Raw genomic sequence first — 17,342 nt, forward strand, 5'->3', positions numbered from 1 at the left:
GATGCACCGGAAGCAGGGGGGACGGGGAGATGGGGGGACGGGGGGAGGAGTTGCGGGAGTCCTCGCTTGCTGGTATTCAACAACAGCCAACCGTCAACAGCCAACAGCCAACAGTTAACACCCGATCAAAATTGGTAGAACAAAACACAGACAGCAATCTATACTAAATGCAACAATAGTCCCACAAACCCTACTCACCCTGAGAGGGATTAAATTTAGCAACTTGCCTATATCCAAAGTAAACTGGTAAATAGTATTTGTGTATGTGTTCTTGATCTTTTGATAGTTCAAATCTTAAAAAATTATTAACTTTGGCCGTTGTATTGTTTTAGCCCCCGTCTATGTATTAAACCACTATGAAATCTGCATCCCCGACCAATTCCGTATCAGGAGAATCAACCGTTGTTTCAGCACAAGTTGTTGATGTAACGCCAGTGGAAGAATCCACGACCAATCGCAATGGCAATCAAAATGTTGCCCAAGCAGGGGGCCAGACCCCCCATCAAAAATCGCCTTCATCAACGAATGGGGGTTTAGTTCATACGGGTCAAGGTGGTGGCAATTTTTCCTCTTTTTTAGCGCCTTTAACCAAAGATAATTTTGTTCAAGTGGTTAAAGAAGTTGAGGACAAACTCAAAACCGTTAATCAAACCCTATCGATGCTGAATAATCTGCTCGATGCTCAGGGGTTTGAGGAAATCCTCAATGAAATGTTGCGATCAATTACGATCAAAATTGGAGAATTGTTGAATGCAGATCGCACCACGATTTGGCTGGTTGATGAAGATAAACATGAACTCTGGTCAATTGTAGCCGGAGGGGAAGAGGGGAAAACCCTAGAACTTCGTATCCCTTCAACAGCAGGAATAGCTGGAGAAGTCGCCACCACTCGATCAGTCGTTAATATTCCTTACGATTTTTACAATGATCCACGTTCTGAAGCCGCCAAGAAAATGGATCAGAGAAATGGCTATCGGACATATACGATGGTGGTCATGCCTCTATTAAATGATGAGGATGGACTGGTGGCGGTGGTACAGTTACTCAACAAATTACAACTCAATTCTAATCCCTTAGCTCCCTTAGATGAAAAAATAGATTTCGATGGATTTACTCCAGATGATGAAAAAATATTTGAAGAATTTGTTCCTTCAATTCGCCTAATTTTAGAGTCTTCTCGTTCCTTCTATGCCGCCACAGTTAGACAACGAGCCGCCGCCGCGTTAATGAATGCGGTAAATGCTCTGAGTAAGAGCAGTTTAGACTTAGAAGAAACTCTAAAAAATGTCATGGATCAGGCAAAAGAATTAATGAATGCCGATCGCAGTACATTGTGGTTATTAGATGAAGAAAAAGGCGAACTCTGGACAAAAATTCCGATTAATGGAAAACTCGTAGAAATTCGCATTCCTCAACACGCCGGATTTGCTGGAATTGTTGCCCAAAGTGGTGAACCTTTATTAATTCCATTTGATCTTTATAATGATCCCCGTTCTGAAACTTCTAAACAAACTGACCAAAAAACCAAATATCGGACGTGCAGTATGTTATGTACGCCCGTGTATAATGCCGATAATCAACTGATTGGAGTAACTCAATTAATTAATAAGAAAAAACAAGGAGAACATCCTCCTTATGATCCAACAAGTTGGCCAGAAGCCCCTGAACAATGGAAAGCCAGCTTTAACGGCAATGATTTAGAATTTATGCAGGCGTTTAATATTCAAGCGGGGGTAGCCCTACAAAATGCCAAATTATTCCAAAAAGTCAAAGAACAGGAACAACGACAAAAAGATATTCTGCGATCGCTCAGTAATGGAGTGATTTCCACTGATAAAGAAGGCAGAATGATTGCTACCAATGATTGTGCAATGGAACTCTTGGGAATTCGGGAGGAAGATGTTGTTCAAGGGCGCTCGGTTCGAGATTTACTTCAGATTAAAGAGGGAGATTTCAGCAAATGGTTTGATGTGGCTTTAGCCCCGAAAGAAGCCAAAGATCGACAACAATATTATCCCGATCAAACTCTATTATCGGGAGTTGATCAAGCACCTCGGAGTATTAATTTATCAATTAATTCCATGTCCGATATTAACAACCCCGAAAAAGTTAGTGGGGCGTTAGTTGTGATGGAAGATATTAGTGGCGAGAAAGAAATCAAGAACTTAATGTATCGCTACATGACCCCAGAAGTGGCGGAACAACTGTTAGCCAGTGGGGATACGGGGTTAGGAGGAAAACGCAAAAACGTTACCGTTTTATTTAGTGATATTCGTAGCTACACGACCTTAACCGAGAAACTACAAGCTGAAGAAGTTGTCGCCATGTTGAACTCCTATTTTGAGGAGATGGTAGATACTGTATTGGGGTATAAAGGCACCCTCGATAAATATATTGGGGATGCGTTAATGGCCGTGTTTGGATCTCCGGCTCCCTTAGAAGATCATCCCTGGATGGCGATGCAAGCGGCCGTTGAAATGCGCTATCGTTTAGCCGAATACAATCAAGGTCGGGTGGCTGAAGGATTAATGCCGATTAGTATTGGTATGGGTCTGCATTCCGATGAAGTTGTATCGGGAAATATTGGTTCAAGTAAACGCATGGAATTAACTTCTATTGGGGATGGGGTTAACTTAGCCTCCCGTTTAGAAGGAGCGAGTAAACAATATGGGACGGATATTATTATTAGCGAGAATACTTATATCCATTATGCCGAGCGGGTGATTGTCCGAGAACTAGATTTCATCACGGTGAAAGGTAAGAGTCAACCCGTGAGAATTTATGAACTCGTCGGAATTCGGGAAGGTAAATTAATGCGACCGATTTCCGAAAAACAACAAAGTATCATCGACCATTATTTTCAAGGACGAGAATATTACCTCAAACCTGCAACGGAAAAATTAACCGATAGCGAACTGGTACCCTTATTAGAAGAACTGGAAGAAATCGCCGAAGCTCAGATGAAAAAACTGTCCTATGATGATAAAGACTTGTTAGGACAAATGCTGTTAAAAAATTCCTTGAAAAAACTGACCGAGATGTTAGATGAAAACACGATCAAACGGTTAGCTTTGGAAGAATTTAAACAGATGCCCACCGAGGAAGCTTTAGGGGTTTTAGCAGACAAAATCAAAGGCTTAACCCCCCGTGAAACGAAAAAACTATTGATTGCTAAACTGAAACAGTTTACAACCGATGTCCATACTCAACAAATGTTGGAAAATGAAGCAACGGAGATGGCTTTACCGAAACTGCGGAAAATGATTGATTTAGCCAAACGTAAATTTGCAGCCAAAGCTAAAGAATCCTTGAGAACTGCTAAACGGGAATTTCTGGCGGTTTTGGAAATTGATCCGAAAAATAAAGCAGCTAAACTGCACGTTGATCGCTGTATTCTGTATGAAACCACTCAACCCCCAGATGAAACCTGGGACGGGGTGTGGAATCTCACCGAAAAATAGTATCCTTGCCTGCTAAAATTAAGCTTAAGACCGTTTAGTCAACCCTGTTCTTCGTCTAATTTCAATTCTCGGTTGAATCGTTAGATCTCCAAATCAGGGTAAACTGGACAAATATTCTTTAACTGAAGAGGGGGTTTGGGGGAGCAGTAAGTCCCACGCTGAATTTCTCCCCCCCCCAAAAATAACGAGAAATCAGCGTGGGATATACGGACTCCCCCAAGTTAATTTGTTTTGTACCAATCCCGATAAAATTAACAACAATGTGTTAGACTTGATCAAAGATTTTGAAAGCGATAATGTTTCAGGCTTACAAGTACCGGATCTATCCCAATACTGAGCAACAAATAGCCTTAGCTAAGAGCTTTGGCTGTTGTCGATGGTATTGGAATTACGCCTTAAACTTGTGCCAAGAAACCTATAAAACTACAGGGAAAGGATTATCAAGACCAGCCATTCAAGGATTGTTACCTCAACTGAAAAAGGAATATCCTTGGCTAACAGATGCCTATTCCCAATGTTTGCAAGTCGTCGCTCTTAATTTATCAGCTGCCTACAAAAACTTCTTTGACAAACGGGCAAAATTGCCTCGATTCAAATCCAAACACGGCAGACAATCAATTAGTTATCCCCAAAACGTTAAATTTGAAGGGGATTACCTCAAGTTACCCGGTAAAATTGGGTTAGTTTATTGTCGTCGTCATCGAGAATTTGAAGGAACAATCAAAACCGTTACTGTTTCCAAAAATTCTGAGGGAAAGTATTATGCTTCTGTTTTAGTTGATGACGGCAAGGAAACGCCTAACCTATCAACAAATGGAAAAGCGATTGGGATTGATTTAGGATTAACTCATTTTGCGATTACCAGCGAAGGTTCCAAATACAGTAATCCTAAACACTTGATCAAACATGAGCGCAATTTAAAACGGAAACAACAAAAACTGTCTCGGAAGCAGAAAGGAAGTAAGAGTAGACAAAAGGCTAGATTAAAAGTTGCCAAAGTCCACGCTAAAATCTCTCGTTGTCGAGAAGATTTTCTACACAAACTATCCCGCAAGATAGTTAATGAAAACCAAATTATTGCGGTAGAAGATCTGGCGGTTAAGAATCTGGTTAGAAACCCTAAATTAGCTAAGGCGATTAGTGATTGTGGCTGGGGAATGTTCTGTACAATGTTGAAATATAAAGCGGAAAAAGAAGGGAAAAATTATCAAGAAGTTGATCGATTTTTCCCTTCTTCTAAAACTTGTAATGTCTGCCTAAATCAAGTGGGTAGTTTACCGCTTGAGATTAGAAGGTGGACTTGCAAACATTGTCAAACTACCCATGATCGTGATATAAACGCTTCCATCAATATCAAGAATGAAGCCTTGCGGATTTTGTCGTTAGGAACTAGCGACACTGCCAATCTGAGGGGATGTAGGTCGTCTGGTAAAACTATGTGCCAAGCACAGGCTTCGCCAACGGTTCTATCAGATGCTATCCCCATCGAAGTTGGAAGCCCACACTTACTCGTAGAGAAGTGTGGGTAGTTCACTTTGATGCAGTTAAACGTCATAAACTGATTTTAAGATTAATGTTAAAGATTCAAAAAGTTGATGTTTGACTAATCTATGATTAAAAATTCACCCAAGTTAAGATATGCCTAGAGTTAGTTCACAATTATCCGATCTTCAGTGGGTCAAGCAAGTCCATGACTTCTTAATTGAAGTGGCGCGGGCTTCTTTAGCAGATACTCCGAAATTGCCAGAAAGTGTTTCCACTCAAGCTTTACCTTTAGCCCAAAAAGCCCAAAATATTCAACAAAAAGCCGGAAACACAGCCAATAATGATAAAAATTGGCAATCTCAAAAAAGTCAATGGATTGAAGAAGTACGTCAACTGTTGCTAGAATTGTCTCGAATTGCTTTATCAGAACGCCCGAAACTTCCTGAGAATATTGCTCAACGGGCGTTAACTTTGGCCGAAACAGCCCAAGATATTCAGCAAGATTTAGAAGATTCAGGACGCGATGAAACGTCTGAAAATGATGAGGATGAAACCGACGATTTTTCGGGAGACGTTGCCTTATCAGTTAATGATCTATTGAAATCTTTGAAAGACCGTTTAACTGCCGAATATCAAAGCGAAAACCCACCAGGAAACCCTCAATGGCAGCAATTGTTAACCTTACTCGATGTTGTTCAGGAGACTTACAACAGAATTCAAAAATCTTAAGTAATGCTTGATGTATTGAGAGAGGTAGAGAAATTTACCCCAGCTTTTAACAGCACAAATTTCTCCCGATCTCTCCAAACCGGAGGCAATACTTTCGGGTTATATTAGAGTTTATTAATATGATTAAATTATGCTAACTCTTAGTTCTTTAAAACCCGCAAAAATTCCCGAATAGATTTACAGGCCGTCAACGGTCAACCATCAACCGTCAACCGACAACGATTAACCGACAACCCACTTGGAGGAAATGCCCATCCCCTTTAGAATGCTATGTGGGGAGTTTCCCCAATTTAATGATTTCAAAAAGCTTGGAGAACGATTCGTGGATTTATCGAAGATTCCGCCCCAACCTAAACCGGGCTTAATTAACGTTTTGATTGAGATCCCGGCCGGAAGCAAAAACAAATACGAATACGATAAAGAGCTACAAGCCTTTGCTCTGGATCGGGTGTTGTTTGCCTCTGTCCAGTATCCCTTTGATTATGGCTTTATTCCCAATACCTTAGCCGATGATGGAGATCCCCTAGACGGGTTGGTGATCATGGATCAACCTACATTCCCAGGATGTGTGATCGCCGCGCGACCTATTGGTATGTTAGAAATGATAGATGGTGGCGATCGGGATGAAAAAATTCTCTGTGTTCCCGCCGCCGACCCCCGCTATGCAGAAGTGAAATCTCTTAAAGATATTCCCCATCATCGCCTAGAAGAAATTGCTGAATTTTTCAGAACCTACAAAAACCTAGAACGCAAAGTTACTGAAATTCTGGGTTGGCAGGATGTGGATCAAGTTGCTCCGATTGTGGAAAAGTGTATTCAAGCTGGAAACAGTAAACAGTAATCAGTGTAGAGACGTTGAATTCAACGTCTCTACCGATGACTGATTGCTGATTACTGATTACTGAAATGTACCGAACACTACTATACGCTAAGATTCATAACTGTACTCTCACCGCAGCCAATGTTAACTATGTGGGGAGTATCACGATTGATCAATCTCTACTGGATGCTGCGGGCATTTTTGTTCATGAACAAGTACAAGTGGTGAATGTTGCCAATGGGGAACGATTTATCACCTATATCATCCCAGGTGAGGCTAACTCCGGGGCGATCGAATTGAATGGGGCGGCGGCTCGTTTGGGCGTTGTTGGCGATCGCTTAATTGTGATGTCTTATGCACAATTCACCCTCGAAGAAACAACAACGCATCAACCTAGAGTCGTGTTAGTCGATGAGAATAATCGAATTGTGGAAATTCGAGGCTAAAATAATTTTACCCCTGTGATAAAATACAACAGGTTGTAAACTCACCTGCAAGGCTGAACACACCCGGAGTGCAGCCCCGCGCTCTCCTTAACTCGCTTGAAAAATCAGGGAATCTTGAACCCCTTTGACCCCTCTCGGTGTTCAGTCCGATGACTAGGGCTGATCGGGAAAAAAATTGAATATGCCCTTTGGGGTGCCGGGTGTCGGCCTAAGTAATACCGGGCTATTACCAAAGATTGTGGGGTGTACGGGTTGTATCACCACCATCTCCAAAGGGAAGGTCAGACCCAAACCCGACTCGTCGGGTAGAGGCTGTCCCAACAAAGCAGAAAGCCTGCACTGTACCCCTGGTTAGTGCAGGGTAAGTCACCGTTATACGTCCAAGGCTAAAACAAACGATGCCAGTTTCTGATCCGCCAGCCCAGAACCCACAGTCCTCCGATGAAGCAACCCCCATGGATAAGAACTCTGCGACTGATTTTTCCGTGCGATTCTGGGGGGTAAGAGGTAATATACCCACGCCCGGATCTCAAACGGTTCGATATGGAGGCAATACCTCCTGCGTAGAAATGCGCTTGGGTGAAAAACGTTTGATTTTTGATGCAGGTACAGGCTTAAGAGTCTTGGGAATGGATCTGCTCAAACAGATGCCCGTAGAAGCCTATCTGTTCTTTTCCCATACCCATTGGGATCATATTCAAGGGTTTCCGTTTTTTGTTCCAGCTTTTATTCCCATTAACCGCTTTCATATTTATGGGGCGATTTCACCGGATGGCAGCACGATCAAAGATCGTCTCTGTGATCAGATGGTTCACCCGAATTTTCCCGTCCCCATCCATGTCATGCAGTCGGACATGAAGTTCTATGACTTATCTCCGGGGGATGTATTGGCCTTAGATGATATTAAAATTGAAACGGCTGCTTTGAATCATCCCAATGTCGCCGTTGGCTATCGAGTGACTTGGCAAGGACGGACGGCTGTTTACTGTACAGATACCGAACATTTTCCCGATCGCTTCGATGAAAATGTTCTCCACCTGGCTAGGGATGCCGATGTTTTCATTTATGATGCCACCTATACCAACGACGAATATTACAATGATCAATTCCCCAAAATTGGTTGGGGACATTCGACTTGGGAAATGGGTGTGGAAGTGGCAAAAAAAGCCGGAGTTAAACAGGTGGTGATGTATCAACATGATCCCTCCCATACCGATGATATGCTCGATGAAATTGAAGCCCAAGTTCAAGCCGTTTTTCCCAATGGGGTTGTTGCCCGGGAAGGGATGATCTTAAAACTTGACTAAGAGCCGATCTCAACACAGAATGCACTACTTTAGGCTAGGATTTCAGTGATGTTGGCAGTTGACACTCTCAGGTCTGAAGACACGCTCGATTCTAACTTCAACCTGGACACTTGCTCGACCAGGGTTTCCCCAAGCAGAGTAGAGGTTTCCAGTCCATTAGCGTTACTTTGGGGATGCCCTCCCCTAGCTTGTTTACCAAGATTTAGAATATTAATTGCAGCATTTGTATCTCTATGCAATTCACATCCACAATTACAAATATGGGTGCGGGTTGATAGAGATTTTTTCACTATTACCCCACAATTACTACATTTTTGTGAAGTGTAATGAGGTGCAACCGGAAGTGCTAACTTATCAAATTTAGCTGCAAAATATTCTATCCATTTTCTCAACAAATACCAACTTGCATCACTAATTGATTTAGCTAAACAATGGTTTTTCACCAGATTTCTAACACTTAAATCTTCATAGACTACTACATCGTTAGATATGCATACGTTACGCGCAATTCTCTTTGCGTGTTCATTCCGTTGTCTACTTACTTTCAAATGTTTTCTACTGTAAACCTTTCTGGCTTTCCGTCTCCCCGATGAACCCTTAACTTTTTTATAGATCCGTTTCTGAGACTTTTTAATGGATTGCTCCGCTTTTCTCAAAAACTTAGGATTAACTTCTTGATATCCATTGGAGTCGGTATAAAACGACTCAATACCAACATCAAGTCCTATTTCCTTTCCGGTTTTGGGTTGAATATCGGTGACATTAATATTCAGACAAAATTGTGCGTAATATCCATCGGCACGACGAATTAAACGCACCCGTTTTATGTCTTTAACATTGTAGGTTTGGATATTCCATTTACCCAATAATTTGAGTTTACCAATCCCGTTTTTATCGGTAAAGGTAATTTTTCTTTTAGTTGGGTGTAATTTCCATCCCGATGTTTTATATTCAACGGAACGACAATTTTTTTGGAATCGGGGATATCCTTTTTTGCCAGAAATCTTTTTCTTACAATTGTCGTAAAAACGACTAATGGCAGTCCATCCTCGCTCGGCGGCGGATTGGACTGCCATTGAATTTAGGTCGGCAACAAAGGGGAATTGATTTCTAAGAGTCGTGGAATATTTATTTAATGCAAATTTATCAATTTTTAATTCTCTTGAATTATCCATCCAATATCGAATGGCTTTATTGCGAATGAATTGGGTGGTGCGAATTGCTTCGTCAATCGCTTTGTATTGATTGGGTTTGCCTTTACACTTGTATTCCAGAACTATCATAGAAATCTCATGTTTTCGACCTAATACTATGTTAACATAAATCATGAGAATATTCACGGGGAATACATTACCCTGGGTCGCTTTTCATCTCAGGGCTAAAGCCACTGAGTTTTCAATCTCCCAGACTTTTCTTATAATTAGTCTTTGTTATGGGTTTTCTCAGTCAAAACAGAATTCCAAGGCGAAAGGGACGATCTTCTCCCTGGGTGTTGATTTTGATGATCGGGGTCTGGAGTATTGCGATCGCGTTATCTCTGGTACTTGCTCTGAATGCAGGTTCTCCCCCTCCTGTTATCGCTCAAAATGCGCCCACCTTCAATCAGATCGACAATGTGGATGTCGTACAACCGGAATATCAATTGGGATATGAACTTTATCTCAACACTTGTTCAACCTGCCATATTCCTATCCCGCCGCAAGTGTTCCCGACCCAAACTTGGCAGCAAATTATCCAAGATGAACAACATTATGGTGCGACACTGCAACCCTTAGATGGGCCATCATTGTTGTTAATGTGGAAATATCTTCAAACCTATTCCCGTCCTATTGCTCTCAAGGATGAAGCAATTCCTTATCGTTTCAATCGTTCTCGTTATTTTAAAGCACTACATCCGCGTGTGGAATTGCCTCAACCTGTCACGGTGAATAGTTGTGTGAGTTGTCATCCAGGTGCATCAGAATTTAACTACCGGAATTTAACACCAGAATGGCAAAATTCTCCTTAATCGAATTTTATATGATGTCAAGATTACCTCCTTTGTTTCGTCGGTTGCAGAAATGGCAAGGAATTCCTCTGCGTTGGGTACTTGTCGTTCCCTTTCTCTTAGAAATTTCAATTGCTGTCGGTTTAACGGGTTGGTTAGCTTTCAGTCAGGGAGAAAAAGCGATTAATGAACTCGCACAACAAATTGAAAATGAAGTCAGTTTCCGCATCCAACAACACTTAACTACTTATCTTTCTACCCCCCATCAAATTAATAAAATTAATGCCGATGCTGTTGAATTAGGATTATTAGATCTGCAAAATTTTGCTGAAGTTGGACAATACTTTTGGCAACAACTTCAAGCCTTTGATGTCGGTTATATTTATTATGTATTACCTACAGGAGAATATGCTGGAGCCGGATATTTTTTAGATTTGAATAAAGCCAGCATTGATGAACTTTCTCCCCAAACTGAATGGAAATCTAATACCTATGCAACAGATCCCCTGGGGAATCGGACTAAGTTACTGGGATCTTTTGATGATTATAAGCCCCGCAATGAAGCCGCTTATACCGATGCAGTTCGGGCAAAAAAACCGATTTGGAGCCAAATTTATCAATGGGATAATTTTCCCGATATTATCTCTATTTCTGCCAGTTATCCTCTATATAATACTAGCAATGATTTAGTAGCTGTTCTGATCTCTAATTTACGCCTATCCCAAATTAGTGAGTTTTTAAAACGCTTAAAAATCAGTGAATCTGGACAAACATTTATTTTAGAGCGTAACGGATTTTTAGTAGCAAGTTCATCTTCAAAACCCCCCTATAAAATGGTAAATGGGGTGGCAAAACGGCTCAATGCTGCGGATAGTCAAGATGTTATGATTCGAGAAACTGTTAATGCTATCATTCAAGAATTGGGTCAAATTCACTCGATTAATACAGATCAATCTGTACATCTTTCTATCAATAATCAACGTCAATTCATCAAAATTACCCCTTGGAAAGATCCATGGGGTTTAGATTGGTTGATTGTGGTAGTAGTGCCCGAATCCGATTTTATGGGTCAAATTAATGCGAATACTCAAAAAACAATTATTCTCTGTATTGTGGCTGTGGGAATTTCCACATTATTTGGACTATTAACATCTCGTTGGATTAGTCGAAAAATTCTCCGGTTGAGTATAGCTTCCCGTCAAATTGCTAATGGAAATCTTCAACAAAAAATTCAGATTAAGGGAATTAAAGAAATTAAGATTCTGGGTGATTCTTTTAACCAAATGGCTGAACAATTACAACAATCCTTTACCGTTTTAGCCACAGCGAATGAAACCTTAGAACAACGAGTTGAAGAACGCACAACCCAACTCCAAACCGCTAAGGAAGAAGCTGAATCTGCTAACCAAGCGAAAAGTGAATTTTTGGCAAATATGAGCCATGAATTGCGTACCCCCTTAAATGGCATTTTAGGCTATGCTCAAATTCTGCAACGGGAACCTAATTTAACTCCTAAACATCTACAAGGACTTCATATTATTTATGAGTGTGGTTCTCATTTATTAACCTTAATTAATGATATTTTAGATTTTTCTAAAATCGAAGCGCGTAAACTAGAACTCTATCCTGTAGATTTTAATTTAGAACATTGTTTATGGGGAATTATAGAAGTTTGTCGCCTGAAAGCTGAACAAAAAGAATTAGAATTTAGTTATCAACCTTTAACTCCTTTACCCGAAGGAATTCATGCTGATGAAAAACGGCTCCGCCAGGTTTTATTAAATCTATTAGGAAATGCGATTAAATTTACTAATACTGGATCGGTGTGTTTTCAAGTGCAAGTTTTATCCGAATCAACAGAATCTGATTCCGTTCAAATATATACCTTAAGATTTGAAGTTGAGGATACGGGAATTGGCATTACCTCGGAACAAATTCAAAAAATATTTTTACCCTTTGAACAAGTAGGAGAACACGCCAGAAAAGCCGAAGGAACTGGGTTAGGATTAGCAATTAGTCATCAAATTGTAGAAATGATGGCAGGGGAGATTAATGTTGAAAGTATTCCAGGAATAGGAAGTAAATTTTGGTTTGATGTCAATTTACCAGCCGCTAAAGTTCAAAAAGTTAAAAGGACTGAAACGGAACAAAAAATTGTCAGTTATCAGGGAGAAAAACGGACAATTTTGATTGTAGATGATCGCTGGGAAAATCGATCTGTTATTGTGAATTTTTTAGAACCCCTGGGATTTGAATTGCTTGAAGCAACTCAAGGACAAGAAGGATTAGAAAAAGTTAAAGCCTGGTATCCTAATGTCGTAATTACTGATTTAATGATGCCTATTCTGGGGGGCTTAGAAATGACTCGACAATTAAGAACTGATCCCGAATTTTCTGATCTCATTATTATTGCTTCTTCTGCGTCTGTATTTAGTGCAGATCAAGAAGAATGTTTAAAGGCAGGTTGTAATGGGTTTTTATCTAAACCGATACAAGAACAAGTTTTATTAAATCAACTCCAAGAAATGTTAAAATTAACTTGGATTTACAAAAGTTCGGAGCCAGTAAAATACAAATCAAAAGCACCAGTGTCTGTTAGTTCTTTAATGATTCCTCCATCACAAGAACTGATTAACTTGTATAATCTTGCCAAGGGAGGATATATTTTAGAAATTCAAACTGAAGCCAATCGGATTAAACGGTTAGATGCTCAATATACTGCTTTTGCTGATTATATTATTCAATTGGCTGAGGATTTTGAAGATGAACAAATTATCCATTTTATTCAACCCTATATTAATAAATAATCTATGAAAAGTTCTTATTCTATTTTAATTGTAGATGATAATCTGACAAACATTAAACTATTATTAGATATTTTAAACCAGTCTGGTTTTCGAGTTTCCGTTGCTAAAAGTGGGGAAAATGCCTTAGTTAAACTTCAAGAAAATATACCTGATTTAATCTTATTAGATGTGATGATGCCGGGAATTGATGGCTTTGAAACTTGTCGTCAGTTAAAGGAAAATCCGAAAACTAAAGATATTCCCGTAATTTTTATGACGGCTCTTAGTGAGTTGGTAAATAAGGTTAAAGGGTTACAAGTAGGAGGCGTTGATTATATTACCAAACCCATTGAACCGGAAGAAGTCTTAGCCAGAATTCAGGTTCATTTGCAATTAAGAAAAATTCAGCTTCAGTTAATTCAAACTGAAAAAATGTCTTCTTTAGGTCAGTTAGTGGGAGGTGTGGCTCATGAAATTAATAACCCGATTAATTTTATTTATGGAAATATCTTTTATGCTCAACAATATGTTAGGGATTTAATTCAAACCATTAAGCTTTATGAACAGTATCTCCCGGAAAATATTCCTGAAATTCAACAGTGGTCTGAAGAAACTGATTTGAACTTTTTAAAAGATGATCTCCCGCAACTTTTATCCTCAATGGAAGTGGGTGCAAATCGAATTCGAGATTTAGTGCGATCGCTACGAGTCTTTTCTCGACTTGATGAAGCACAATTAAAAGAGATAAATCTAAAAGAAGGAATTGAAAGTACATTAATGCTGTTAAGTCATCGCCTGAAATCCACCTCCCATCGTCCTGAAATTGAAATTATTCAAGAGTATGATCAATTCCCTCTGATTGAATGTTATGCTAGTGAGATTAATCAAGTTTTTATTCATGTCTTGAATAATGCTATTGATGCAATTGATAGTAAAGCGATGATGTTAGAAAATCAGTCCAAAAATCAGGAAGTATTCATCCCCCAAATTCGGGTTCAAATTGAATCTGCAACCGATCAAAAGGGATTAAAAATTAGCATTAATGATAATGGTATTGGGATGTCACCTGAAGTTCTACGCCGCAGTTTTGACCAATTTTTTACGACCAAACCTGTCGGACAAGGAACAGGTTTAGGATTAGCGATCGCCTATGCGATTATTGTTGATAAACATGGAGGAACATTAAGCTGTAGTTCTGAAGTCGGACAAGGAAGCGAGTTTAATATCATCTTACCTTTGTCTCAGGAAAAAAGGTTAAGTTAAAGACAATTAACAGGGCTGAATTTTAAAGTCTTCAATGGGGGTTCATTATACCAAGATTTGAGAGTCTCAGACATGATAAAAGCTCCTAAAAACAAAAAAAGTAGGGTGTGTAAGCGCAGCGCACGCACCATCATCAAGATAACCTAATTTCCGATTAATTGCTTAACAGAAATTACCAAATCAGGGAACGCTAACGGACTAATTTCACCCTGAGTCAAAGTTTCTCTATCTTGATATCCCTCATCCCTTGGAGAACGGAATACAACTAATGTTAAAGTTTTTAAATTAATCACCCAATATTCAGGAATTTGGGCCTCTGCATAAATTTTAGTTTTAATTTCTAAATCTTTAGTTAAACTAGAGTTTGAATATTCAATCAACCAAAAAATATTTTCAGGATAGGGGTGATGATTTCGATAATCTTGTCCTAAACGTTCAACAATCGCAATATCAGGTTCAGGTTCAGAATTGCTGAGGGGAATTGTAATCGGTTTACCCTGTCGAACTTTTGCCCGATTTCCTAATAAATAAATTAGGTATTCTCCCGCCTCATCACTAGAATAAGCATGAACTTCTCCTTCTGGTGCCATTTCTACAATTTCCCCATTTAAGAGTTCAACCTGACGTTGTGTTAAAATTTCGGCATCAATCATGCGATGGTAATCTTCAATTGTCCATTTTGCCAGCATTAACATCAGCGATCGCTCCTGTTTTATTCAGACTTAATTAACCCCTGAAAACATTCTTTTAAAACCTGCCAATTAATCGAATTATATTTCGTTTGTCCGTCTTTTCTAATCCGAATTAATCCCGCTTCTGCTAATATTTTAGAATGGTGACAAAACAACGCCAAACTAATTCCCGCCTGGGATGCCACCTCAGAACCACTCATTTCTGTCTGTTGTGTTAACATCTCAATAATTCGCAACCTTGTCGGGTCGCCCAAGGCGGCAAAAATTTTCGCTCGTCGGCCAGTATCAGTGGGTGCTAAGGGCTGAGGGACACTCTCGCTGAGGTTTTCGCAGGAGTCGGACATGATGGCAAAGGGTCTGGTTTGGATAGTGCTGTGTGATTCTATTCTACCGCGTTTCGGTTAAAACTGAAATAGTTAAACAACCACTTGACTTTTTGACAATCATCGCTTAGGCTAATAATTAAACCGTTGTTTAACTACTGAACTATAAACTTCAGCCTGAACAGGAAAGAAACATGAACACCCAACTCAACCTATTTTCGGCCTTCCAACTGGGTCGCTACACCCTCCCCAACCGCTTCGTAATGGCTCCATTGACCCGTAACCGGGCTGGAGTCGGGAACGTTCCTGGCCCTCTCAACGCCGAATATTACGCACAACGGGCCTCTGCGGGTTTGATAATTACCGAGGCTACCCAAATTTCTCCCCAGGGAGTAGGCTACCCTGGCACACCGGGCATCCATTCCCCAGAACAGGTAGAAGGCTGGAAACTCGTCACCCAGGCGGTTCACAACCAAGGGGGACGGATTTTCCTACAACTGTGGCACGTTGGCCGAATTTCCCATCCCTTGCTACAACCCAATGGAGCCTTACCTGTAGCCCCCTCAGCCATTGCGCCCGAAGGAATGGCCAGCACCTACGAAGGAGAAAAACCCTTTGTCACCCCCCGTGCTTTGGAAATAGAGGAAATTTCTGCAATTGTAGAAAACTATCGCAAAGCGGCGGAGAATGCTTTAGTTGCGGGGTTTGATGGCGTTGAAATTCATAGTGCAAATGGCTATTTATTGGATCAGTTTCTCCAAGATGGGACAAACAAACGCACAGATCGCTATGGTGGCACACTCGGAAATCGAGCTAGATTCTTGTTAGAAGTTACGGAAGCGGTGGTTAATGTTTGGGGAAGCGATCGCGTGGGGGTGCGACTATCTCCGGGGGGTACATTTAATAGTATATCCGATTCTAATCCTGTCGCTACCTTTAGTTATGTTGCTAATGCTTTAAATCCGTTTAATTTAGCTTATTTGCACATTGTTGAACCTCGAATCAATGCTGATGCTTTGAATCGTTGGGATAAAATAGAGGAGGCAGAAATTCCCTTAGCAGAATTAACCTCTGGATTTTTCCGCACCTATTTTAAGGGTGCAATTATTTCGGCTGGGGGACATGATCGAGACAGTGGAAATGAAGCGATCGCCTCTGAAAATGCCGATTTAATTGCTTACGGGCGGTTATTTATTTCTAATCCTGATTTACCGAAACGGTTTGAGATTAACGCCCCCTTAAATCCTTATGATCGGTCTTCTTTTTATGGAGGAACAGAAAAAGGTTATACAGATTATCCGACCTTAGAGCAATTACAACCTGTGGGCGTTCATTCCTAGTAAATCGTCAAAAACTAAGGGGCTAATTAGCCCCTTTTGGAAATGATCATAGGATTTTATAAATGAAGAACAGCCAAATTAAGCAGCAATAGGAATAGGAACAGCAATTCTGGAATTTTCAATCAGATCAATAGTTGCTTTTACCGTTGCTAAATCTTCTGCTTCAAACCAACAATTCATCAGATGATCGTAAGCTTCCCAAGTTTGAGTAATTTCATCATCATACCAGATGAACCAGTCTCGATAAAGTTCTCCTTGATCAATATCAGGACAAAGTGAAAGCCACTCATCTCCGGTGAAGGTTTCCATATTGTCTATAATTCGTTGTAAATCGGAAACCGTAAAGGAAGGAGTATAAGGATTAGAAAAATTTTCAGTAGACTTAGAAATAAAAGTGTCCGGGAAGTTAAGATTAGATTTCATGTTTAGAAGCCTGATTCGATGTTCTTACTCTACCGAGATTTACCCGATTTTGGCTTGGGGGAATGTGACACTATTTCAACCTTAACAGTTCTAGGGAGTACCCTTGACAAAGCCAATATCAGAAGATTAAGCTTAAATTGACCGGGTGCAGTAGACGGTTCGAGAAATGGCACAGTCATCTCGTTCCTGTAGGGGGAAACTGTCTGCGGTTTTAGGGGTTTCTGACGAGTCAATCCGCCATCAGGACAAAATACAGATCTCAACCCGGAAAGATAGGAAA

The 17,342-nt window shown here is 40.3% G+C and carries 14 protein-coding genes; 10 read left to right on the plus strand and 4 right to left on the minus strand.

Annotated elements, in window-relative coordinates; all coding sequences use genetic code 11:
• The first annotated feature begins 356 nt into the window (after positions 1-356).
• The 6 genes from PL8927_RS18545 (at position 357) to PL8927_RS18570 (ending at position 8,248) form a co-directional block, all read left to right on the plus strand.
• Positions 357-3,461 carry a GAF domain-containing protein gene (locus tag PL8927_RS18545; protein WP_083624562.1) on the plus strand — a complete coding sequence of 1,035 codons (3,105 nt, stop codon included), beginning with the start codon at positions 357-359 and terminating at the stop codon, positions 3,459-3,461.
• Between the two features lie 296 nt (positions 3,462-3,757).
• Positions 3,758-4,990 carry an RNA-guided endonuclease InsQ/TnpB family protein gene (locus PL8927_RS18550; protein WP_083624564.1) on the plus strand — a complete coding sequence of 411 codons (1,233 nt, stop codon included), beginning with the start codon at positions 3,758-3,760 and terminating at the stop codon, positions 4,988-4,990.
• Positions 4,991-5,099: 109 nt separating this feature from the next.
• Complete coding sequence (locus PL8927_RS18555) at positions 5,100-5,675, plus strand: hypothetical protein (protein ID WP_083624566.1); 576 nt, start codon at positions 5,100-5,102, stop codon at positions 5,673-5,675.
• A gap of 322 nt (positions 5,676-5,997) precedes the next feature.
• The gene (locus tag PL8927_RS18560; RefSeq protein WP_083624906.1) at positions 5,998-6,516 is read left to right on the plus strand and encodes an inorganic diphosphatase; all 519 of its coding nucleotides are present in this window, start codon (positions 5,998-6,000) and stop codon (positions 6,514-6,516) included.
• Between the two features lie 65 nt (positions 6,517-6,581).
• Positions 6,582-6,941, plus strand: a complete 360-nt coding sequence (panD, locus tag PL8927_RS18565) for an aspartate 1-decarboxylase (RefSeq protein ID WP_083624568.1) — start codon at positions 6,582-6,584, stop codon at positions 6,939-6,941.
• A 398-nt stretch (positions 6,942-7,339) separates the two neighbouring features.
• On the plus strand, positions 7,340-8,248 hold the full coding sequence (locus PL8927_RS18570) for an MBL fold metallo-hydrolase (protein WP_083624570.1): 909 nt from the start codon (positions 7,340-7,342) through the stop codon (positions 8,246-8,248).
• Between the two features lie 29 nt (positions 8,249-8,277).
• On the opposite strand, the gene PL8927_RS18575 is transcribed toward PL8927_RS18570, so the two are convergent.
• Positions 8,278-9,531, minus strand: a complete 1,254-nt coding sequence (locus tag PL8927_RS18575; protein WP_083624907.1) for an RNA-guided endonuclease InsQ/TnpB family protein — start codon at positions 9,529-9,531, stop codon at positions 8,278-8,280.
• A gap of 218 nt (positions 9,532-9,749) precedes the next feature.
• Here PL8927_RS18575 and PL8927_RS18580 point away from each other — a divergent pair, with 218 nt between their 5' ends.
• The 3 genes from PL8927_RS18580 to PL8927_RS18590 are packed head-to-tail and all read left to right on the plus strand — an operon-like array spanning position 9,750 to position 14,284.
• On the plus strand, positions 9,750-10,256 hold the full coding sequence (locus PL8927_RS18580; RefSeq protein WP_197047470.1) for a cytochrome C: 507 nt from the start codon (positions 9,750-9,752) through the stop codon (positions 10,254-10,256).
• The gene (locus tag PL8927_RS18585; RefSeq protein WP_231506060.1) at positions 10,238-13,042 is read left to right on the plus strand and encodes a hybrid sensor histidine kinase/response regulator; all 2,805 of its coding nucleotides are present in this window, start codon (positions 10,238-10,240) and stop codon (positions 13,040-13,042) included. The genes PL8927_RS18580 and PL8927_RS18585 overlap by 19 nt, the downstream gene beginning before the upstream one ends.
• A 3-nt stretch (positions 13,043-13,045) precedes the next feature.
• Positions 13,046-14,284, plus strand: coding sequence for a hybrid sensor histidine kinase/response regulator (locus PL8927_RS18590; protein ID WP_083624575.1), 1,239 nt, complete (start codon positions 13,046-13,048; stop codon positions 14,282-14,284).
• A gap of 143 nt (positions 14,285-14,427) precedes the next feature.
• Here PL8927_RS18590 and PL8927_RS18595 read toward each other — a convergent pair whose 3' ends face one another.
• Together PL8927_RS18595 and PL8927_RS18600 are read right to left on the minus strand one after the other, a co-directional pair.
• Positions 14,428-14,979, minus strand: coding sequence for a Uma2 family endonuclease (locus tag PL8927_RS18595; protein ID WP_331281843.1), 552 nt, complete (start codon positions 14,977-14,979; stop codon positions 14,428-14,430).
• A gap of 17 nt (positions 14,980-14,996) precedes the next feature.
• Positions 14,997-15,320: an ArsR/SmtB family transcription factor gene (locus tag PL8927_RS18600; RefSeq protein ID WP_083624580.1), complete on the minus strand. Its 324-nt coding sequence runs from the start codon at positions 15,318-15,320 to the stop codon at positions 14,997-14,999.
• 173 nt (positions 15,321-15,493) lie between these two features.
• Between PL8927_RS18600 and PL8927_RS18605 the strand changes: the two genes are divergently transcribed.
• Positions 15,494-16,639 (plus strand): alkene reductase, encoded by a 1,146-nt coding sequence (locus tag PL8927_RS18605; protein WP_083624583.1) that lies wholly within the window; start codon positions 15,494-15,496, stop codon positions 16,637-16,639.
• A 78-nt stretch (positions 16,640-16,717) separates the two neighbouring features.
• Here the strand turns inward: PL8927_RS18605 and PL8927_RS18610 are convergent, their stop codons facing one another.
• Positions 16,718-17,062 carry a hypothetical protein gene (locus PL8927_RS18610; protein WP_156093240.1) on the minus strand — a complete coding sequence of 115 codons (345 nt, stop codon included), beginning with the start codon at positions 17,060-17,062 and terminating at the stop codon, positions 16,718-16,720.
• Positions 17,063-17,342: the final 280 nt, after the last annotated feature.

Origin of the sequence: Planktothrix serta PCC 8927, assembly GCF_900010725.2 — a bacterium.
Lineage (GTDB): Bacteria > Cyanobacteriota > Cyanobacteriia > Cyanobacteriales > Microcoleaceae > Planktothrix > Planktothrix serta.